Genomic DNA, 18,547 nt, shown 5'->3' on the forward strand with positions numbered 1-18,547 from the left:
GGGGAGCGACACCGGGAGGCACGGCATGCGCAATCCGTTCGCGGGTCAGGGGCCCGGCTCCGGGACCGTCCGCGCCGCGCTCGCCGTGTTCTTCGGGGCCCTGCCCGCGCTCGCCTTCCCCGCGCCCGCGCTGTGGTGGGCTGCGTACGTCGCCCTCGTCCCCTGGCTGCTGCTGATCCGTACGGCTCCGAGCCCGCGCCGCGCCGGTCTGGACGGCTGGCTCGGAGGGCTCGGCTTCATGCTGGCGGTGCACCACTGGCTGCTGCCGAGCCTCCATGTCTTCCTGCTGGTCCTCGCCGCGCTCCTGGGACTGCTCTGGCTGCCGTGGGGGTGGGTGGTGCGGGCGATGCTGGGCGGCGAGCCGTCCGCCGCGCGGGCCGCCGCCGCGCTCCTCGTGGTCCCGTCCGGCTGGCTCCTGGTCGAACTGGTCCGTTCCTGGGAGGGCTTGGGCGGCCCGTGGGGGCTGCTCGGGGCCAGCCAGTGGCAGGTGCCGCCCGCGCTGCGGCTCGCCTCGGTCGGCGGGGTCTGGCTGGTGAGCCTGCTGGTGGTGGCGGTGAACACGGGCCTCGCGCTGCTCCTGGCGGTGCGCCCGGTGCGCCGTACCGTGCTCGTGGGCCTGCTGGGCTGCGCCCTCGTCGTGGGCCTGGTCTGGTGGGCCGCCGCCCCGCCGCGGACTGCCGGCACGGTTCGGATCGCGGCGGTCCAGCCGGGCGTGTTCGACGGGCCGGACAGCGTCGAGCGGCGCTTCGCGCGCGCCGAGGAGCTGACCCGGGGGCTCGCCGGGCAGCGGCCGGACCTGGTGGTGTGGGGCGAGAGCAGTGTCGGCGCGGACCTGGGGGCACGGCCCGACCTCGCCGCCCGGCTCGCCGCGCTCTCCCGCACGGTCGGCGCGCCGCTCCTGGTCAACGTGGACGCGCGCCGCTCCGACCGGCCCGGCATCTACAAGAGCGCGATCCTGATCGGCCCGCAGGGGCCGACCGGCGAGCGCTACGACAAGATGCGCCTGGTGCCGTTCGGCGAGTACGTCCCGGCGCGCGCCCTGCTCGGCTGGGCGACCTCGGTCGGCAAGGGCGCGGCGGGCGAGGACCGCCGGCGGGGCACCCGCCCGGTCGTGATGACGCCGCCCCCGCGCGAGGGCGGCGGGCCGGGCCTGCGGGTCGGGCCGCTGGTGTGCTTCGAGTCGGCCTTCCCCGACATGACCCGACGGCTGGTCAGGGACGGCGCGGACGTGGTGGTCGTGCAGTCGGCGACCTCCACGTTCCAGGACACCTGGGCCCCGGCCCAGCACGCCTCGCTGGGCGCGCTGCGGGCCGCGGAGTCGGGGCGGCCGGTGGTGCACGCGACGCTGACCGGGATCAGCGCCGCGTACGCCCCGGACGGGCGCCGGACCGGCACCGCGCTCGGCACCGACCGCAGCGCCGCCACGGTGTACGCCCTGCCGCTCGCGCGCTCGGCCACGGTCTACGCCCGGTTCGGCGACTGGCCGGTCTACGGCGCCGCCCTGGTGATCGGCGCGCTGTGCGCGGCCGAGGGGGCCCGGACGCTCAGGAGGCCTGGGCGAGGGCCTCTCGTACCACCCGCTCGCACAGTTCGTGGGTCAGCAGGGCGTCCCGTGCACTGAGCAGCCGCCCCTCGCGTACGGCGTCGAGGAAGGCGACGACCGCCTGTTCGATGCCGCGCTGGCGGGCCACCGGCACCCAGTCGCCGCGGCGGCGCACGGTCGGCTGGCCCTTGTGGTCGACGATCTCGGAGAGGTTGAGGACCTGGCGCTTGGTGTCCTGTCCGGAGACCTCCAGGATCTCCTCGGTGGAGCCGTTCAGACGGTTCATCATGCCGATCGCGGTGAAGCCGTCGCCGGAGAGCTGGAGCACGACGTGGTGCATGAGGCCCTCGCGGACCCGGGCGCGCACGTCGACGTGCTCGATCTCGCCGGGCAGCAGGAAGCGCAGGGTGTCGACGACGTGGATGAAGTCGTCGAGGACGAAGGTGCGCGGGTCCTCGGGAAGTCCGATGCGGTTCTTCTGCAGCAGGATCAGTTCGCGCGGGTGGTCGAGGCACTGGGCGTAGCCGGGTGCGAGCCTGCGGTTGAAGCCGACGGCGAGGCTGACCGCGCGCTTCTCGGCCAGTTCGACGAGCCGTTCGGAGTCGGCGTACTCGTAGGCGAGCGGCTTGTCGACGTAGGTCGGCACGCCGGCCTCGATGAGCCGGGTGGCGATCTCGGCGTGCGCGGCGGTCGAGGCGTGCACGAAGGCCGCGTCGAGCCCGGCGGAGATGAGCGAGTCGAGGTCGGTGTGCCGGCGCACGGCGGGCAGGTGGTAGCTGTCGGCGACCCGCTCCAGGGTGGCGGGGGTGCGGGTCTGCACGTGGAGTTCGACCCCGGGAAGGGTGGACAGGACGGGCAGATAGGCCTTCTGCGCGATGTCGCCGAGTCCGATGCAGCCAACCTTCACGGGTTCTCCTTGCGGTCGTTCGCTTCTGTCGCCGGCCGGGCGGTGTTCACCCGGCCGGAGGGCCGTGTGCGCCGGTCAGCTTACGCGCGGGGGCACGGCGCCGACCGGCGGCCTCCAGTCGGCGATGCCGTCGAAGCCGCGCAGCACGAGTCCGGGGCCGAAGCGGGAGACGGCGCTGACGGCCGTGTTCCGCAGGGCGACCGCGGGACCGGCGGAGAGCAGCGCGAGCCGGCCGGTGCGGGCGGCCCTGCGGACGAGCGCGCTGGTGCGCGGCAGCCGGTCGGCGGTGTAGTCGGCCAGCGCGGCCGGTACGGGCCGGCCGCTTCCGGCGTGGTGGGCGAGGACGATGGCGTCCTCGATGGCCTGGTTTCCGCCCTGGCCGAGGGTCGGCTGCATGGCGTGGGCGGCGTCACCGAGGAGGGCGGTGCGGCCGCGGTGGAACGCGGGCAGCGGGTCGATCAGGTGGTGGACGTCGTGGCGCAGCACGGCGGATTCCTCGGTGGCGGCCAGGATCGCGGGGACGGGGTGGTGCCAGTCGCCGAACAGGCGCAGCAGTTCGGCCTTCTCGCCGTCGGGGGCGTGGGCGCCGGCGGGCGCGGCGGCCATGGCGTAGGCGTAGACGCGGCCGTCCTTGAGCGGCTGGCTGCCCCACAGGCGTCCGGGGCCCCAGGTCTCGTGGGGGGCGAAGGGCTCGGCGGGGGCGGGGATGACGGTCCGCCAGGTGGTGAAGCCGGAGTAGCGGGGGCCCGGGTGGGCGGGGAAGAGGGTGCGGCGGGTCGCGGAGCGGATGCCGTCGGCGGCGACCACCAGGTCCGCCTCCAGGGCCCCGTCCGGGGTGCCGACGAGGGCGGGCCGGCCGGCGGCGCCGGGCTCGACGAGGGTCGCGGCCGCTTGGGTGCGGACGGCGGTCCCGGGCAGGGCGGCGCGCAGCAGGTCGACGAGGGTGGCGCGGTGCAGCAGGACGAGCGGCCCGCCGAAGCGCTCGGCGGCGGCCTCGGCGTCGGTACGGGCGAGCCAGCGCCCGTCGGGGCGGCGCATTCCGCCGTCGCCCTGCCAGGCGGCGAGTTCGCGCACCCGGTCGCCGAGGCCGATGACGTCGAGGGCGCGCAGGGCGTTGGGGGCGAGGCCGATCCCCGCGCCGACGGGCGTGAGGTCCGCGGCGCGTTCGAGGACGGTGACGTCCCAGCCGCGGGAGCGCAGGGCGATGGCGGCGGTGAGGCCGCCGATGCCGGCTCCGACGACGACGGCACGGTGCTGTTCCATGACTCCCCCTCGGACGACTCCGCCGTAGGGGCGCGGACCCCCAGAGGGCGGACTACAGATGTAGTGACGCCTCAGAACGTACTACACCCGTAGTCGACGGAACAGCCCAAGGGGCCCTGATTCACTACACCCGTAGTCCCGCTCCCCTCCCCCGGTCGATAGGTTGTCCCCATGACCGCCGCACCGCCCCCCGCCGCCCCTCCCACCCGCACCGAGCGCATCGGCGACGCCGCCCTCGACCTGCTCGTGGAGCGCGGGATGCGCGGGCTCACCCACCGCGCCGTCGACGAGCGGGCCGGGCTCCCCCCGGGGTCCACCTCCAACCACGCCCGCACCCGCCAGGCCCTCCTGGAGACCGCCGTACGCCGCCAGGTGCAGCGGGAGGCCGCGGTGCTCACCCCCGACGAGCTGCCGGCGCCCGACGCGGGACCCGAGGCACTCGTCGACGCCCTCGCCCGCGCCCTCCACCGCTACCTCACCGACCACCGGTCCCTGCTCGTCTCCCGCTACGAGCTGGCCCTGGAGGCCACCCGCCGCCCCGAGCTGCGCACCTTCTTCGACAGCGCGGGCTCGGTCTTCCACGGGCCGGTGACCGCGATGATGGCCGCGGCGGGATCACCCGCCCCCGAGCGCCACGCGCTCTCGCTCATCGCCTGGTGCGAGGGGCTGATGTTCTCCTGCGCCGCCGGCAGCTTCCACGCCGCCGTACCCGGCCTCGACGAGCTGCGCACCGGGTTCGCCGAGCTGCTGCGCGGTCTGCTCGGCCGCTGAACCGCCCGCGGGCGCGCGCCTGGTGCTCTCACACCGCGAGGGGGTGGCCCGCCGGAGGATCTTGGGCGACGATGCCGGGATGACCACCGAACAGACCGACACCGACCCCCGTATCGACCCCGGCACCCTCACCGGCGAGCGCGAGGCGCTGGAGCAGTGGCTCGACTTCCACCGCGCGACCCTCGCGATGAAGTGCGAGGGTCTCGACGACGCCCAGCTGCGCACCGTCTCCGCGCCTCCCTCCGACCTCAACCTGATGGGCCTGGTCCGCCACATGGCCGAGGTCGAGCGGGGCTGGTTCCGCCGCGTCCTGGCCGGTGAGGAGGAGGCCGGCTGGATCTACAGCACCGACGAGGACCGCGACGCCGACATCCACGTCACCGACGAGGACACCTGGGAGGAGACCTACGCCACCTGGCAGGCCGAGATCGCCCACGCCAGGGCCAACGCCGCCGGCCGCGGCCTCGACGAGCTGGGCACCGGCACGCACCGCACAGGACGGACCTTCAACCTGCGCTGGATCTACCTCCACATGATCGAGGAGTACGCGCGCCACAACGGCCACGCGGACCTCATCCGGGAGCGGATCGACGGCGCCACGGGCGACTGAACCCGCGGCCGGTCGTACCGGGTCAGCCCGCACGGGGGTGATCACTCATGTGGGGCATTCCCGGCGAGTAGGGGTGTGGGGGACCGGGCCCGAGCAGCAGAGTTGCGCGGGTGCATGGAACCAGAACCACAGTGAGGATCCTGGCCGGCGTCGCGATGGCCGCCCTCTCGGGCTGTATCGCGGTCGAGCCGCCCCCCACGGCCCCCGCGCCCGTCCCGGGCCCGGCGGTCGAACGGCCCGGCCAGGACGTCGCGCCCCAGATCGTCCAGGGCCCCGCCCGCGAGGCCCTGGAGGCGGCGATGCCCGATCCCCCGGCCCCCGAGCCCCGCTCGTCCGTCGAGCGGCGCCCGCGCACGGACGGCGCGGGCGGCGGGCACGGCGGGCGCGAGCAGCGGGCGGAGCAGAACCCGCCGCACCACGCGAAGAAGCCGCACCCCTCCGCCGACGGCAGGCAGCACCACCACCCGGCCGTCGACCTGCCCGGACTTCCCCGGCCGCCCCGATCCGCGGCCGAGGTGTGCGAGCTGGGCGCCCGCTACGGCGGCTGGGGCCCGAACAGCGAGCAGGCGAAGGTCTGCCGCGCCACCTACGGGCGCTGACCCCGCAGCCGCACCTCCAGGCGCTCGATCGCGGCCCGCACCCCGTTGCCGTACCCGTCGTCGTCCAGGACCTCGGACGCGGCTCGGGCCCGGTCCAGATGGACCCGGGCCGCGTCCGGGTGGGCCAGCTTCACGTAGTCGGCGGCCAGGTTGAGATGGAGCGAGGGGTACAGGGCGCGCAGCGCCACCGCGGAGTCATGGCGCGCGAGCCGCTCGTCGTCGAGCCCCTCGGCGGCCGTCAGGGCCCGCAGATCCCAGGCCAGCTCGGTGTCGGGGTCGTCCTGGGCGTCGGCCATGTAGTGGGCGAGCGTACAGCGGTGGAGCGGGTCGCCGTCCGGCCCCAGCTGGTCCCAGATCTCCCCGAAGCGGTTGCGGGCCTCCTCCCGGTCACCGCCGTGGAGGAGCATCATCGCCTGCCCGATCCTGGTCATGACGCCGTCGTCCGACACCTGCTGCCCGGTCACTGCGGCCTCCACGCTGTCGCTCCGGCCCCCGGTTCGAAACGGGCCGGATCCGACGCTAGCCGCAGCCGCGCCGGATCCGGGCGAGGCTCAGCCGAGGTCCGGGATGCGCCAGTCGATCGGCTCGTGTCCCTGGGCGGCGACGGCGGCGTCGATCTGGGTGAAGGGGCTGGAGCCGAAGAACTTCCTCGCCGACAGCGGGGAGGGGTGGGCGCCCTTCACCACCACGTGGCGCTCCTCGTCGATGAGCGGCAGCTTCTTCTGGGCGTAGTTGCCCCACAGCACGAAGACCGCCGGGTCGGGGCGGGAGGCCACGGCCTTGATCACCGCGTCGGTGAACTTCTCCCAGCCCTTGCCCTTGTGCGAGTTGGCCTCGCCGGCGCGCACGGTCAGCACCGCGTTCAGCAGCAGGACGCCCTGCTCGGCCCACGGCATCAGATAGCCGTTGTCCGGGATCGGGTGCCCCAGCTCGGCCTGCATCTCCTTGTAGATGTTGCGCAGCGAAGGCGGGGTCTTCACCCCGGGGCGGACGGAGAAGCAGAGCCCGTGGCCCTGGCCCTCGCCGTGGTACGGGTCCTGACCGAGGATCAGGACCTTCACCTTGTCGAACGGGGTCGCGGCGAGGGCGGCGAAGACCTCCTCGCGCGGCGGGTAGACCGGCCCGTTGGCCCGCTCCTCCTCGACGAACTCGGTGAGCTGCTTGAAGTAGGGCTTCTGCAGCTCCTCGCCGAGGACATCGCGCCAGGACGCGGGCAGCATGTCGGTGTCGGTCACGTCAACAACCTCCGGTGGGTGTTTCGCTTACGTACGAGAACCTACCGGGGACCACTGACAACGCCGCCCGCCGCCCGCGACCGCGGCCCTGCTACCAGCTGGTGCGGCGGCTGAGCTCCCACATCTGCATGACCGTCTGCGGGTCGAGCGCCCGCTCGCCGCCGCCGATGTCCTCGCTCGCCGCGATGTAGAGCTTGCCCTGCCACAGCGGCAGCAGCCGGACGTCCTGCACCATGATCTCCTGGGCCTGCACGAACTCGTCCGTGACGGCCCCGCGGTCGCTCTCGCGACGCGACTTCGGGAGCAGCTCCTCGGTGATCTTCGGGCTGACGTACGGGGTGCCGAGGACGTTCTTCTTGCCCACGAACGGGGCCACGAAGTTGTCCGGGTCCGGGAAGTCGGGGAACCAGCCGCGGCCGAAGACCGGGTACTGGCCCTTCTGGTAGCCGGTCTGGAACTCCTTCCACGGCTTTCCGTGCAGGGTGACCTCGAAGAGGCCGTTCTCCTCCAGCTGCCGCTTGAGCTCGGCGAACTCGGCGGCCGTCGAGGAGCCGTAGCGGTCCGTGGTGTACCAGAAGTCGAGCTTGACCGGCTTGGTGATGCCGGCCTCGCGCAGGATCGCCTTGGCCTTGGCCGGGTCGGGCGAGCCGAAGCGGTCGTAGAACTTGGTGGTGTGGGCCGAGATGCCCTTGGGGACCATGGAGTACAGCGGCTCCGCCGTGCCCTGGTAGACCTTGCTCACCAGCTCGTCGCGGTCGACGAGCTGCGCGATGGCCTTGCGGACGGGCAGCCGGTCGACGGTCTCGTCACGGGTGTTGAAGACCAGGTAGCGGATGTCGGCGCCGGTGGACTCGACGAGCTGGAGCCCCTTGTTCTCCGGCTTGTCGGCCTGGAGCTCGACGACCTCGGCCGCGGTCAGACCGCGGTAGGTGGCGTCGATCTCCTTCTTCTTCAGGGCGGCGACCATCGTCTCGGACTCCTTGAAGTACCGGATGGTCACCCCGCCGTTCTTGCGGTCGGCGAAGCCCTTGTAGCTGGGGTTGCGGGTCAGCTCGGCCTTCTCGCCCTCGGTGTACGAGTCGAGGACGTACGGCCCCGAGCCGAGCAGCTTGCCGTCCTCGCGGAGCTTGTCCGCCGGGTACTCCGCCGGGTCGACGATCGACATGGCCGGGGTGGCGAGGACGAACGGGAAGGTCGCGTCCGACTTGTTCAGCCGGAAGACCACCGTGCGGTCGTCGACGGCCTCGACCTTGTCGAGCGAGCCGAGCATCCCGTTGGGGCCTCCCTGGGCGTCGATCGTGCGGATCCGCTCGATCGAGTACTGGACGGCCTTGGCGTCCAGCTTGTGCCCGTTGGAGAAGGTCAGCCCGTCGTGGAGCTCGCACTCGAAGACCCGGCTGGAGCTGCCCTCCTTGAACTTGCAGTCCGCCGCGTCGGGCTGCGGGCTCGTGCTTCCCGTCGGGAAACTCACGAGGGTCTGGAAGACATTCCGGAAAAGCTCCCAGGAATTGTCCCAGGCGGCGGCCGGATCAAGCGTGGACGGAGAACTCGTCGTACCGACGACGATTCTCTGATCCCCTGCGGATTCACCGTCCGAAAACACACTGCATCCGGACAGGAGGGATATGGACGCAAGGGCTGCAGCGGCCTGCAGACTGGTCCGGTTGAACACGTGCACGCTCCTCGTTCAGCCTGGGTCGGCAGACCATACCGCAGCGCCCCGCCAGATCAACGTTCGGCCCTGGCGGGGCACTCGGCTCATTCCGCGTATAACCGGGGCCAAACCGGTCAGGAATTCAGGAGAGTGTCCGGATATCGGTCACTCGACACCGGCGTTCAGGAAAAGACCGCCGTCGACGACCAGGGTCTGGCCGGTGATCCACTCCGCCTGGGACGAGGTGAGGAAGGCGGCGGCCCCGCCGATGTCCTGCGGCTCGCCCAGCCGGCCGAGCGCGTAGCGCGACGCCGCCTCGGCCTCCCGGCCCTCGTAGAGCGCGGCGGCGAACTTCGTCTTCACGACGGCCGGCGCGATGGCGTTGACCCGGACCGCGGGAGCGAACTCGTGCGCCAGCTGGAGGGTCAGGTTGATCATCGCCGCCTTGCTCATCCCGTACGCGCCGATGAACGGCGACGCGGAGACTCCGGCGATCGAGGCGATGTTCACGATCGCGCCGCCGTGCTCCTTCTGCCACGCCCGGTAGGTCTGCTGGGCGAAGCCGAGGGCCGACACCACATTGGTCTCGAAGACCTTGCGGGCCACGTTCAGGTCGAGCTCGGCGATCGGCCCGAAGACCGGGTTGGTGCCGGCGTTGTTGACCAGGAAGTCCACCCGGCCGAACGCCTCCATGGTGGCGGCGACCGCGGCGGCCTGGTGGGCCTCGTCGTGCGCCTTGCCGGGCACGCCGATCACGCGGTCGGCACCGAGGCGCTCCACGGCCTCCTTGAGGGCCTCCTCGCCCCTTCCGGTGATGCAGACCCGGTCGCCGCGGGCGACCAGGGCCTCGGCGACGCCGTATCCGATGCCCCGGCTCGCGCCGGTGACCAGGGCGACCTTGCCCGACGGCTCGGGCAGTTCCTTCGCGCTCATCGCGTCCTCCTCCCGTGCCCGCGCGTCAGTTGAGCGGGCCGCCGGCCACGTACATGACCTGGCCGGAGACGAAGCCGGCGTCGTCGCCCGTGAAGAAGGCGATGGCGTTGGCGACGTCCTCGGGGCGGCCGACCCGCTGGACCGGGATCATCGAGGCGGCCGCGGCCTGGAAGTCCTCGAAGCCCATGCCGACCCGCTCGGCGGTCTGGGCGGTCATCTCGGTGACGATGAAGCCGGGGGCGACGGCGTTGGCGGTGATGCCGAACTTGCCGAGCTCCTTGGCGAGGGTCTTGGTGAAGCCCTGCAGACCGGCCTTGACGGCGGAGTAGTTGGCCTGGCCGCGGTTGCCGAGCGCGGAAGAGGACGAGAGGGAGACGATCCGCCCGAACCCGGCGTCCACCATGTGCTTCTGACAGGCCTTGGCCATCAGGAACGCGCCCTTGAGGTGCACGTTCATCACGAGGTCCCAGTCCGACTCGGACATCTTGAAGAGCAGGTTGTCGCGGAGCACGCCCGCGTTGTTGACGAGGATGGTCGGCGCGCCGAGCTCGGCGGCGACCCGCGCGACGGCGGCCTCCACCTGGGCGCTGTCGGAGACGTCGCAGCCGACGGCGAGCGCGGTGCCGCCCGCGGCGGTGATCTTCTCGACGGTGTCCTTGCAGGCCGCCTCGTCGAGGTCGAGTACGGCGACTGCGCGGCCCTCGGCGGCGAGCCGGATCGCGGTCGCGGCTCCGATGCCGCGAGCCGCACCGGTGACGACGGCTACGCGCTGCTCGGTGGTGGACATGCTTGGTTCTCCTCGCCCTTGGATCGTCCCTGGATGCGGTCCGTACCGGCGGCCCGCTCACTCTCCCGCACATGAGCGACCGCTTAGTATCGTCCGCAGACGAGACGCTAGAAGCCCTGGCACCCGGTGTCAACGGCCCACCGGGTGCACCGGCCCACTCCCGGCGCGCTACCGCACCAGCAGGTCGAGCAGGCGTTCCACCTCGGCCTCCGGGTCGGCGGTGAGACCCGTGTGCACCGGCCCCGGCTGGACGACCGTGGACCGGGGCGCGATCAGCCAGCGGAAGCGCCGGCCGGCGTCGTCCCCGGCCGCCTGCCCGGCCTCCTCGCCGCCGAGGCAGACCCCCTCGACGGCGCTCAGCGCGGCCCGTACGCCGGTGACGTCGGCCGCCGGGTCGAGCGCGGCCAGTTTCGCCTCGTCCAGATGGGTCCGGGCGGCGACGAAGGAGCGGGCCCGGCAGTAGACGACCACCCCCGCGTTGAAGCACTCGCCGCGCTCGACGCGGGGGACGACGCGCAGCAGCGCGTACTCGAAGACATCGCGATCGGTCACGTGGTGCTGTCCTTCTGGGCGGTGCGCGGGGCGAGGCGTTCGGCGAGCCAGCCGGGGGGCTGCTGGGGCCGCCGGTCGGTGCGGGGGCCGAGGGTGATCCGCTCGTGGATCGTCGCGGCCCGCGGCAGCAGGGCCTCCACGTAGGCGTTGCGCAGCTCGTCGGTGGTCGCGAAGCCGGGCTCGTCGACCAGCCACTCGTCGGGCACGTCGGCGGCCACCTCGTCCAGGAGCTCCCGCGTCACCAGCGGCGCCAACTCGGCGGCAGCGGCGCCGACATCGGGCGAGAACCGGGCCAGGGCGTGGTCGGAGGCGTCGTACGGCTTCGCGGCGGAGGCCTGCGCACCCGGCCAGTTGTGGTGCCAGATCATGGTGGCGCCGTGGTCGATGAGCCACAGGTCGCCGTGCCAGACGAGCATGTTGGGGTTGCGCCAGGACCGGTCGACGTTGTTGATCACGGCGTCGAACCAGACGACCTTGCCGGCCTCCTTCGGGTCCACCTCGTAGGCGAGCGGATCGAAGCCGAGCGAGCCGGGCAGGAAGTCCATGCCGAGGTTGAGTCCACCGCTCGCCTTGAGCAGCTCCTGCACCTCCTGGTCGGGCTCGGAGAGGCCGATGACCGGGTCGAGCTGGATGGAGACCAGCTCCGGCACCCGCAGGCCGAGGCGGCGGGCGAGCTGCCCGCAGATCACCTCGGCCACGAGGGTCTTGCGGCCCTGCCCGGCGCCGGTGAATTTCATGACGTAGGTCCCGAGATCGTCGGCCTCGACGATCCCGGGGAGCGAGCCGCCCTCACGCAGGGGCGTGACATAGCGGGTCGCTGTCACTTCGGTAAGCATTTGCCCAGGCTATCGGGCGCCCGCCGGCTCAGGACCGGCGTCGCCGAGCGCCCGGGGGTTAGGGTGCGGGGTGCTTCTGCGAACCCCTTCCGCCATGCCCGCGCTCGCCGACTCCGTCCTGCTCGACCACGAGGAGGACGGGCGGCGCTGGCCGCTGCTGGTCTGGGCGCCCGGCCCCGGCACCCGGATGGTGTCGAGCGCCGTTCTCGGCGGCGGCATCGGCGCCCGCGACTGGGTGGTGAACGCCCAGGTCCCTCCGGGGTACTCCCGCCGCGACCCGGTCGCCCACCTCGGCGCCCTGGCCGCGGGGGCCGGGCTCCGGGGGGCGGGGGTGGGCTTGATGACGGCGGCCTCGGTCGGCGACCGGCGGTTCGCCGCGGACGGCGGCGCCGAGGCCGTCGTCACGGCGGGGATCGGGGTACGCGGCTGGGCGGCCGCCCCGGACGCCGGGGACGTCGGCACGCCCCGCCCCGGCACCATCAACATCATCGTGTCGCTGCCGGTGCCGCTGACGGACGCGGCCCTGGTCAACGCGATCGCCACGGCCACCGAGGCGAAGGTCCAGGCCCTGGTGGAGCTGGGCGCCGACGCCTCCGGCACGCCCACGGACGCCGTGTGCGTGGCGTGCCCCGCCGCCGGGGCCCCGGCCGAGCCGTTCGCCGGACCCCGTTCACTGTGGGGCGCCCGGCTGGCCCGCGCGGTGCACCGGGCGACCCGCGAGGCCTGCACGGGCCTGCCGCGCTGAGCGGCGCCGCGAGCGGGAGACGACGGACACGTCACCGTTTCCGCTCCCGGCGCCCGGTGCGATCCGTTTCCTCCCCGCTCTCACCGATTGTCCCGGCCCCGGCGGGCCGGGCACACGGGGTCGACCGTGGCGGCCGGGGGCCTTCTTCGGGAAACATGGCGCCGGCCGTCCGGGAATCCGGGGAGCGGCGGATCTCAAGGGGTGACGCATGAGTGGTGTGGGGCGCAGGGCAGTGGTCTCGGCGGCGGGCGGCGTGGGTCTCGTGGCGGCCCTCGCGGCCTGCGGCGGTGGCTCCGGTGACGGAGACGGGGCGACCGGAGGCAAGGGCGCGGCCGGCGGCCAGGGCGACTCGGCCGGTGCGAGCGGCGGCGGTTCGGACGCGTCGGGCGGCGTCGAGCAGACCCCGCCGCTCGCCCGGACCGGTGACATCCCGGTCGGCGGCGGGAAGGTGCTCGCCGACAAGGGAGTGGTGATCACCCAGCCCAAGGCGGGCGAGTTCAAGGCCTTCTCCGCACGCTGCACCCACGCCGGCTGCACGGTGGCCAAGGTCGCCGACGGCGTCATCGTCTGCCCCTGCCACCAGAGCCGGTTCGACGTCTCGGACGGCAGCGTCAAGGGCGGTCCCGCGCCGAGCCCGCTGGAGCCGGCGCCGATCGAGGTGACGGGGGACGCGATCAGGCTGGGCTGACCCCGTCGGGCCCGGTGCGCGCCGCCCTGCGGCGCGGGGCCTTCCAGCATCCGAGCACGTCGTCGGTGGTCGCGATGGTGGCGACGAGGGCGAGGGTGTTCCGGATCATCGCGGGGGTGTAGTCGGCCGGCACCCCCGCGATGGCGTCGGCGGGCACGACGACGGTGTAGCCGAGGTTGACGGCGTCGAAGACGGCGTTCGGGATGGCCACGTTGGCGGAGACGCCGGTGACGACGAGGGTCCGGCAGCCGAGGTTGCGCAGCAGGGCGTCGACGTCGGTGCCGGCGATGGGCGAGAGTCCGTGCAGGCGCCGTACGACGATGTCCTCGGCGGCGACCTCGATCGGGTCGGCGATGCGTACGGCGGTGCTTCCGCTGTGCTGCTGTACGGGGAGCCGGGCGGCGGCACGGAAGAGGCGGGCGTTGCGGTTGGCGCCGCGCCCGTCGGGGCGCCGCTCGGCGACGGCGTGCAGGACCTGCACGTCGGCCTCGTGCGCGGCGGCGACCAGTCGGGCGACGTTGTGCAGGGCGCCCGACGAGCGGGCGACGGCGGCGAGTTCGGGCAACGCGCTGTCCCGGCCGACGACCCCCTGCTGGCACTCGACGGTGAGCAGCACGGCGCCGTCGGGGGCGAGTTGATCCCTGAGCTGCTCCTTGAGACGCCCGGCGGCCCGTCCCCTCACCTGTCCCCTTGGCTGTTCCCTGTCCCCCACGGTCTCCTCCTCGACGCCGGTCGCCCCCGCGCATGCCTTGCACCGGGGCCGCTTGACCCCTCATGATTTCTGACACCTCATCAGAAATCCAGAAGGGTGCGGACGATGACCGTCGCACAGCGCCGTGGACGCCGGATCATGATGACCCCGGCCGAGCTCGACACCTTCCTCGCCGAGCAGCGCACCTGCCGCGTGGCGACCGTGTCCGCCGACGGGCGGCCGCACGTCAGCGCCCTCTGGTTCGCCTGGGACGGCAGCTCGCTCTGGCTCTACTCGCTGACCCGCAGCCGCCGCTGGGCCGAGCTGCGCGCCCGGCCGCGGATCGCGGTCGTGGTGGACGACGGCGAGGAGTACGGGGAGCTGCGCGGGGTGGAGCTCTCGGGCACCGTGGAGTTCGTGGGCGAGGCCCCGCGCACGGGTGAGCCGTGCCCCGAACTGGAGGCGCCCGAGCGGCTCTTCGCGGCGAAGAACTTCGGCCTGGACGCGATGCCGCACGACGGCCGGCACGCATGGATGCGTCTCACGCCGGAGGCCGTCGCGTCCTGGGACTTCCGCAAGCTGTAGCTGCGGCGACCCGGCCCCTGAAGGCCCCCGGCGGCCCCCGGGCGCCTGCGCCTCAGCCCCCCATCGGCTCCCCCGCCGCCCGCAGCGCCTCGACGACCGCGCGGATGGACGGCCGGCGCCCGGCATCGGTGCGCCAGGTCGCGTAGATGTGCCGCCGCACCGACTGGCGCACGGGCACGAAGGCGACCCCGTCCATCGCCGCGGGCCGGCCGAGCCGGGGGGCGATGCAGATGCCGAGGCCCGCGGCGACCAGGGCGAGCTGGGTGTGGTGGTCGCCCGCGACATGTGCGATCCGCGGCTCGAAGCCCTTCGAGCGGAGGGTGAACATCAGCCAGTCGTGGCAGAACTCCCCCGCGGGCCAGGAGACCCACTCCTCGTCCGCGAAGTCCTCCAGCTCCACCGCCTCCCGGCCGGCCAGCGGATGGTCGGCGGGCAGGGCGACGTCGGCGGCGTCGTCCAGCAGCCGCGCCCGCTCGAGACCGGCGGGCACGGGCGCCCGCTTGTTGTTCCAGTCCAGGACCACGGCGAGGTCGCTGTCCCCGCGCAGCACCTCGCGCACCCCGAGGTCGGGCTCCAGCTCGGCGGTGTGGACGCGCAGATCGGGATGGGCGGCGCGCAGGGCGCGGATCGCGGTGGGAAAGAGTCCGCGCATCGCCGTCGGGAAGGCGGCGATGCGCACCTCGCCGACCACCTGGCCGCGCTGCGCCTCGATGTCCGCCTGGGCGAGCTGGACCTGGGAGAGGATGCGGGAGGCGTGCTCGGCGAGCAGCAGTCCGGCGTCGGTGAGGCGCACTCCGCGCCCGTTCTTGGCGAGGAGCTGCTGGCCGACCTCCCGCTCCAGCTTCGACAGCTGCTGGGAGACGGCCGACGTGGTGACGTGCAGCCCTTCGGCGGCACCGCTGACGGAGCCGTGCCGGGCGACGGCGTCCAGGGTGCGCAGGCGCTCCAGGTTCAACATGTAAGCAATGCTAAGGCAACGAGTCCAGGAATTCTGGCTTGTGCTAAGAGATGGGCTCGGTCAGTCTGAACGGCATGAGCAGCCCCGTCCTCCCGTCCCCCTCCCGTCGCCTCCCCGCGTTCGACTGGCGCGTACGTTTCGGCGCGCTGGCGCTGATCTGGGGCTTCAGCTTCCTCTTCATCAAGGTCGGCACGGAGGGCTTCGCCCCCTTCCAGGTGACCTTCGGCCGGCTCCTCTTCGGTACGGCGGTGCTCGCCGTCGCCCTCGTCGTGAAGCGGGACCGACTGCCGCGCGGCGCCCGCACCTGGGGCCATCTGACGGTGGCGGCGTTCCTCCTGAACGCCCTGCCGTTCTCGCTGTTCTCGTACGCCGAGCTGACCATCCCCTCGACCCTGGCCGGCATCTGCAACGCCACGACCCCGCTGTGGGGCATGCTCCTGTCGCTCGTGGCCCTCTCCGAGGACCGGCCGACCCGGGTGCGGGCGGCGGGCCTGGGCATCGGCTTCATCGGCGTGCTGACGGTGCTCGGCGCCTGGCAGGGCTTCTCGGGCCTGGACGTCACGGGCACGGCGCTGGCGCTGCTGGCCTCGTTCAGCTACGCGGTCGGCTGGATCCACGTCCGCCGCACCCTGTCCGGCACGGGCTCTTCGAACCTCGCCCTGGCCGGCTCCCAGGTCGGCCTCGCGACCCTCCAACTCGCGTTGGTCACCCCGCTGTTCACCAGCCTGCCGACCCGGGTCGAGGTGCTGCCGCTGCTCGCGGTGATCGCCCTGGGCGCCCTGGGCACGGGCTGCGCGATGCTGCTCCAGTACGGCGTGGTGGCGGAGGTCGGCCCGACGACGGCGTCCATGGTCACGTACTTCATCCCGGTCATCGCCACGGCCGCCGGTGTCGCCCTGCTCGGCGAGCACCTCACCTGGAACACGCCGGTGGGCGCCGTCGTCGTCCTCGCGGGCGCGGCCCTCACCCAGACCCGCGGCCCGCGCCGCAAGGCCGAGGCCCGGGCCGTGGCCACGTCCCCCGCACCCTCGGCACCGGCCTCCGCACCCTCGGCTCCGGCCTCCGGACCCCTGGCAGCGCCCTCGGCTCAGCCCCGGCAGCAGGCCGCCCCGGAGGTCACCCGCAAGCTCATCGGCTGACCGGCCGACCGGTCACCCGTAGCTCCTGGCCGGCGCCGGCCCCGCCGCGTACGCGATCGCGTCGGCCAGCGGCTCGATGTCGCCGGGGGTGAGCCGGGAGACGGTGACGCGGATCGCCGGGCCGGCCTCCATGCGGAAGCGGGCACCGGGGGCCACCGCCCAGCCCGCGGCGAGCATGCGGGCGACCGCCCCGGTCTCGTCGGCGACCGGGACCCAGACGTTCATGCCGCCGCGCCCGTGCGCCTCGACCCCGCGCCGGTCGAGGGCCCGCACCAGGCCGTCCCGCCGCTCCCCGTACGCCGCCGAGACGGCCTCCGGGTCCACCGCGCCCGTGCTCCACAGGTGCACGACCGTGCGCTGGAGCAGCCGGCTCACCCAGCCGGGGCCGAGCCGCTGCCGCCCGAGCACCCGGTCGACGGTCTCCGGGTCGCCGGTGAAGGCGGCGATCCGCAGGTCCGGCCCGTAGGCCTTGGCGACCGAGCGCACGAAGACCCATCGCCCGGCGCCGTCGGCGAGCGGGTGCAGGGGCTCGGCGACGATCCCGTGCCCGTGGTCGTCCTCGATCAGCAGCACGTCCGGATGCCCGGCGAGGACCGCGCGCAACGCGGCCGCCCGCTCCTCGCTCACGCAGCCGCCCGTCGGGTTCTGCGCCCGGTCGGTGACGATCACCGCCCGTGCCCCGCCCCGGAGCGCCCGGGCCACGGCGTCCGGCAGCGGTCCGTCGTCGTCCACGGCGACCGGTACGGGCCGCAGCCCGAGCGCCGGTACGAGATCGAGGAGACTGCCCCAGCCGGGATCCTCCACGGCCACCGCGTCGCCCGGCCTGAGGTGGACGGCGAGCACCCGCTCGATCGCGTCGAGTGAGCCGGAGGCGACGCCGACCGGTCCGGCCGGCACCCCCTCCGCGTCGAACGCGGCCCGCGCGAGCCGCGCGAACTCCTCGTCGACGGGCGCCTGTCCGTACATCGGGGGCCGCTCGGCATAGGCGCACGCCACCGCGGCGAAGGCCTTCTCCAGGCCGGGCAGCAGCGCCGGGTCGGGGCTGCCCTCGCTCACGTCCCGCACGCCCTCGGGAGCGTCCACCCGGATCGAGCCGCGGGCCGTCGTCGCGGGCGCTGACCGCACGCGGCTCCCCCGCCGCCCGTCGGTCTCGATCACGCCCCGCTCGCGCAGCGTCCGGTAGGCGGCCGCGACGGTATTGGGATTCACCCCGAGCGAGGCAGCCAACTCCCGCATGGGAGGCAGTAGTTGTCCGGGCGCGAGAAAACCGCCGCCCACTCCCCGCTCGACGCTGGCGGCGATCTCCGATGCGCGACGGCCTTCGATCCTATACTCTCCTAGCACAAAGCCAACTATGCACTAGTGCAATGGAGAACGCAATGCCGGAGCCGGAGACCTACGAGCCGACCGAACGCACCGTCCCCACGCGCTCGGCCCAGCGCGCCTCGTACGACCGTGCGCTGGTGCACTCGATCCTCGACGAGACCTACGTCTGCCACCTCGGCTTCGTCCGCGACGGCGCGCCCGTCGTCCTGCCCACCCTGTACGGGCGGATAGGCGAGCGCCTGTACGTGCACGGCTCGACCGGCTCCCGCCCGCTGCGGGCGGCGGGCCGCGACGAAGGGGCCCCCGGACTGCCGGTCTGCCTCACCGTGACCCACGTGGACGGTCTGGTGCTGGCCAAGTCCGCCTTCCACCACTCGCTCAACTACCGCTCCGTCGTCGTGCACGGCACGGCCCACCAGGTCACCGACGCCGAGGAGCTGCGCACCGCCCTGGACGCCCTGGTCGACCACGTCGTCCCCGGCCGCTCCGCCGACTCGCGCCCCGGCAACGCCAAGGAGCTCGCCGCGACCGCGGTCCTGCGCCTCGACCTCGACGAGGTGTCCGCCAAGGTCCGCACCGGCGGCCCCAACGACGACCCGGAGGACGCCGTGCTCCCGCACTGGGCGGGCGTCGTCCCGGTCCAGCGGCGGTACGGCACCCCGGTCCCGGCCGCCGGCCTCGACCCGGCCATCGCCCTGCCCGGCTACCTCGCGGCCCTGTGAGGG

21 protein-coding genes are annotated in these 18,547 nt (G+C 73.6%); 9 read left to right on the forward strand and 12 right to left on the reverse strand.

Annotation, left to right across the window (positions count from 1 at the left end; all coding sequences use genetic code 11):
- Window positions 1-25: 25 nt before the first annotated feature.
- Complete coding sequence (lnt, locus tag ACH414_RS19320; RefSeq protein WP_386568445.1) at window positions 26-1,621, forward strand: apolipoprotein N-acyltransferase; 1,596 nt, start codon at window positions 26-28, stop codon at window positions 1,619-1,621.
- Here lnt and ACH414_RS19325 read toward each other — a convergent pair.
- Window positions 1,545-2,450 carry a Gfo/Idh/MocA family protein gene (locus ACH414_RS19325; RefSeq protein WP_382533439.1) on the reverse strand — a complete coding sequence of 302 codons (906 nt, stop codon included), beginning with the start codon at window positions 2,448-2,450 and terminating at the stop codon, window positions 1,545-1,547. The two genes, lnt and ACH414_RS19325, sit on opposite strands and share 77 nt — an antisense overlap.
- Before the next feature lie 75 nt (window positions 2,451-2,525).
- Window positions 2,526-3,713, reverse strand: coding sequence for an FAD-dependent monooxygenase (locus ACH414_RS19330; protein WP_386568441.1), 1,188 nt, complete (start codon window positions 3,711-3,713; stop codon window positions 2,526-2,528).
- A gap of 171 nt (window positions 3,714-3,884) precedes the next feature.
- On the opposite strand from ACH414_RS19330, the gene ACH414_RS19335 reads away from it, so the two are divergent.
- The 3 genes from ACH414_RS19335 to ACH414_RS19345 all read left to right on the forward strand — a co-directional run bounded on the left by ACH414_RS19335 (window position 3,885) and on the right by ACH414_RS19345 (window position 5,693).
- Entirely contained in the window at window positions 3,885-4,484 is a 600-nt protein-coding gene (locus tag ACH414_RS19335; protein WP_382533435.1) for a TetR/AcrR family transcriptional regulator, read from the forward strand.
- A gap of 79 nt (window positions 4,485-4,563) precedes the next feature.
- Window positions 4,564-5,094 carry a DinB family protein gene (locus ACH414_RS19340; RefSeq protein WP_398942598.1) on the forward strand — a complete coding sequence of 177 codons (531 nt, stop codon included), beginning with the start codon at window positions 4,564-4,566 and terminating at the stop codon, window positions 5,092-5,094.
- A 110-nt stretch (window positions 5,095-5,204) separates the two neighbouring features.
- Window positions 5,205-5,693, forward strand: coding sequence for a hypothetical protein (locus ACH414_RS19345; protein ID WP_382533431.1), 489 nt, complete (start codon window positions 5,205-5,207; stop codon window positions 5,691-5,693).
- On the opposite strand, the gene ACH414_RS19350 is transcribed toward ACH414_RS19345, so the two are convergent.
- The 7 genes from ACH414_RS19350 to ACH414_RS19380 form a co-directional block, all read right to left on the reverse strand.
- Complete coding sequence (locus tag ACH414_RS19350) at window positions 5,681-6,124, reverse strand: hypothetical protein (RefSeq protein WP_398942635.1); 444 nt, start codon at window positions 6,122-6,124, stop codon at window positions 5,681-5,683. The genes ACH414_RS19345 and ACH414_RS19350 overlap by 13 nt on opposite strands.
- A 120-nt stretch (window positions 6,125-6,244) precedes the next feature.
- Window positions 6,245-6,928 (reverse strand): uracil-DNA glycosylase, encoded by a 684-nt coding sequence (gene ung / locus ACH414_RS19355; RefSeq protein WP_382533429.1) that lies wholly within the window; start codon window positions 6,926-6,928, stop codon window positions 6,245-6,247.
- A 91-nt stretch (window positions 6,929-7,019) separates the two neighbouring features.
- Window positions 7,020-8,600: an ABC transporter substrate-binding protein gene (locus ACH414_RS19360; protein WP_382533427.1), complete on the reverse strand. Its 1,581-nt coding sequence runs from the start codon at window positions 8,598-8,600 to the stop codon at window positions 7,020-7,022.
- A gap of 147 nt (window positions 8,601-8,747) precedes the next feature.
- Window positions 8,748-9,515, reverse strand: coding sequence for an SDR family oxidoreductase (locus tag ACH414_RS19365; RefSeq protein WP_382533425.1), 768 nt, complete (start codon window positions 9,513-9,515; stop codon window positions 8,748-8,750).
- 25 nt (window positions 9,516-9,540) lie between these two features.
- Window positions 9,541-10,302 carry a 3-oxoacyl-ACP reductase FabG gene (fabG, locus tag ACH414_RS19370; protein ID WP_382533423.1) on the reverse strand — a complete coding sequence of 254 codons (762 nt, stop codon included), beginning with the start codon at window positions 10,300-10,302 and terminating at the stop codon, window positions 9,541-9,543.
- A gap of 168 nt (window positions 10,303-10,470) precedes the next feature.
- Window positions 10,471-10,854 (reverse strand): DUF3037 domain-containing protein, encoded by a 384-nt coding sequence (locus ACH414_RS19375; protein WP_382533421.1) that lies wholly within the window; start codon window positions 10,852-10,854, stop codon window positions 10,471-10,473.
- On the reverse strand, window positions 10,851-11,690 hold the full coding sequence (locus ACH414_RS19380; RefSeq protein ID WP_382533419.1) for a HipA family kinase: 840 nt from the start codon (window positions 11,688-11,690) through the stop codon (window positions 10,851-10,853). The genes ACH414_RS19375 and ACH414_RS19380 overlap by 4 nt, the downstream gene beginning before the upstream one ends.
- Window positions 11,691-11,784: 94 nt before the next feature.
- Here ACH414_RS19380 and ACH414_RS19385 point away from each other — a divergent pair, with 94 nt between their 5' ends.
- Together ACH414_RS19385 and ACH414_RS19390 are read left to right on the forward strand one after the other, a co-directional pair.
- Entirely contained in the window at window positions 11,785-12,435 is a 651-nt protein-coding gene (locus ACH414_RS19385) for an adenosylcobinamide amidohydrolase (RefSeq protein WP_398942602.1), read from the forward strand.
- A 208-nt stretch (window positions 12,436-12,643) separates the two neighbouring features.
- Window positions 12,644-13,123 carry a Rieske (2Fe-2S) protein gene (locus tag ACH414_RS19390; protein ID WP_398942604.1) on the forward strand — a complete coding sequence of 160 codons (480 nt, stop codon included), beginning with the start codon at window positions 12,644-12,646 and terminating at the stop codon, window positions 13,121-13,123.
- Here ACH414_RS19390 and ACH414_RS19395 read toward each other — a convergent pair.
- Entirely contained in the window at window positions 13,110-13,805 is a 696-nt protein-coding gene (locus ACH414_RS19395; protein WP_398942605.1) for a cysteine hydrolase, read from the reverse strand. The genes ACH414_RS19390 and ACH414_RS19395 overlap by 14 nt on opposite strands.
- Before the next feature lie 135 nt (window positions 13,806-13,940).
- On the opposite strand from ACH414_RS19395, the gene ACH414_RS19400 reads away from it, so the two are divergent.
- On the forward strand, window positions 13,941-14,399 hold the full coding sequence (locus ACH414_RS19400) for a pyridoxamine 5'-phosphate oxidase family protein (RefSeq protein ID WP_382533414.1): 459 nt from the start codon (window positions 13,941-13,943) through the stop codon (window positions 14,397-14,399).
- 52 nt (window positions 14,400-14,451) lie between these two features.
- Here the strand turns inward: ACH414_RS19400 and ACH414_RS19405 are convergent, their stop codons facing one another.
- Window positions 14,452-15,357: a LysR family transcriptional regulator gene (locus tag ACH414_RS19405; protein WP_382533412.1), complete on the reverse strand. Its 906-nt coding sequence runs from the start codon at window positions 15,355-15,357 to the stop codon at window positions 14,452-14,454.
- Window positions 15,358-15,431: 74 nt separating this feature from the next.
- On the opposite strand from ACH414_RS19405, the gene ACH414_RS19410 reads away from it, so the two are divergent.
- Window positions 15,432-16,496 carry a DMT family transporter gene (locus ACH414_RS19410; protein WP_382533410.1) on the forward strand — a complete coding sequence of 355 codons (1,065 nt, stop codon included), beginning with the start codon at window positions 15,432-15,434 and terminating at the stop codon, window positions 16,494-16,496.
- Window positions 16,497-16,508: 12 nt separating this feature from the next.
- Here the strand turns inward: ACH414_RS19410 and ACH414_RS19415 are convergent, their stop codons facing one another.
- Window positions 16,509-17,840: an aminotransferase class I/II-fold pyridoxal phosphate-dependent enzyme gene (locus ACH414_RS19415; protein WP_398942608.1), complete on the reverse strand. Its 1,332-nt coding sequence runs from the start codon at window positions 17,838-17,840 to the stop codon at window positions 16,509-16,511.
- Between the two features lie 35 nt (window positions 17,841-17,875).
- Between ACH414_RS19415 and ACH414_RS19420 the strand changes: the two genes are divergently transcribed.
- Window positions 17,876-18,544, forward strand: coding sequence for a pyridoxamine 5'-phosphate oxidase family protein (locus ACH414_RS19420; protein WP_382533406.1), 669 nt, complete (start codon window positions 17,876-17,878; stop codon window positions 18,542-18,544).
- The last annotated feature ends 3 nt before the right edge of the window (window positions 18,545-18,547 follow it).

Origin of the sequence: Streptomyces sp. NPDC020422, from assembly GCF_044386705.1 — a bacterium.
In the GTDB taxonomy this organism is placed as follows: domain Bacteria; phylum Actinomycetota; class Actinomycetes; order Streptomycetales; family Streptomycetaceae; genus Streptomyces.

Coding starts and splice junctions, on each gene's coding strand:
- lnt (WP_386568445.1), top strand. CDS start 26: ATGCGCAATCCGTTCGCGGGTCAGGGGCCCGGCTCCGGGACCGTCCGC.
- ACH414_RS19330 (WP_386568441.1), bottom strand. CDS start 3,713: ATGGAACAGCACCGTGCCGTCGTCGTCGGAGCCGGCATCGGCGGCCTC.
- ACH414_RS19335 (WP_382533435.1), top strand. CDS start 3,885: ATGACCGCCGCACCGCCCCCCGCCGCCCCTCCCACCCGCACCGAGCGC.
- ACH414_RS19340 (WP_398942598.1), top strand. CDS start 4,564: ATGACCACCGAACAGACCGACACCGACCCCCGTATCGACCCCGGCACC.
- ACH414_RS19350 (WP_398942635.1), bottom strand. CDS start 6,124: ATGACCAGGATCGGGCAGGCGATGATGCTCCTCCACGGCGGTGACCGG.
- ACH414_RS19365 (WP_382533425.1), bottom strand. CDS start 9,515: ATGAGCGCGAAGGAACTGCCCGAGCCGTCGGGCAAGGTCGCCCTGGTC.
- fabG (WP_382533423.1), bottom strand. CDS start 10,302: ATGTCCACCACCGAGCAGCGCGTAGCCGTCGTCACCGGTGCGGCTCGC.
- ACH414_RS19380 (WP_382533419.1), bottom strand. CDS start 11,690: ATGCTTACCGAAGTGACAGCGACCCGCTATGTCACGCCCCTGCGTGAG.
- ACH414_RS19385 (WP_398942602.1), top strand. CDS start 11,785: ATGCCCGCGCTCGCCGACTCCGTCCTGCTCGACCACGAGGAGGACGGG.
- ACH414_RS19390 (WP_398942604.1), top strand. CDS start 12,644: ATGAGTGGTGTGGGGCGCAGGGCAGTGGTCTCGGCGGCGGGCGGCGTG.
- ACH414_RS19400 (WP_382533414.1), top strand. CDS start 13,941: ATGACCGTCGCACAGCGCCGTGGACGCCGGATCATGATGACCCCGGCC.
- ACH414_RS19405 (WP_382533412.1), bottom strand. CDS start 15,357: ATGTTGAACCTGGAGCGCCTGCGCACCCTGGACGCCGTCGCCCGGCAC.
- ACH414_RS19410 (WP_382533410.1), top strand. CDS start 15,432: ATGAGCAGCCCCGTCCTCCCGTCCCCCTCCCGTCGCCTCCCCGCGTTC.
- ACH414_RS19420 (WP_382533406.1), top strand. CDS start 17,876: ATGCCGGAGCCGGAGACCTACGAGCCGACCGAACGCACCGTCCCCACG.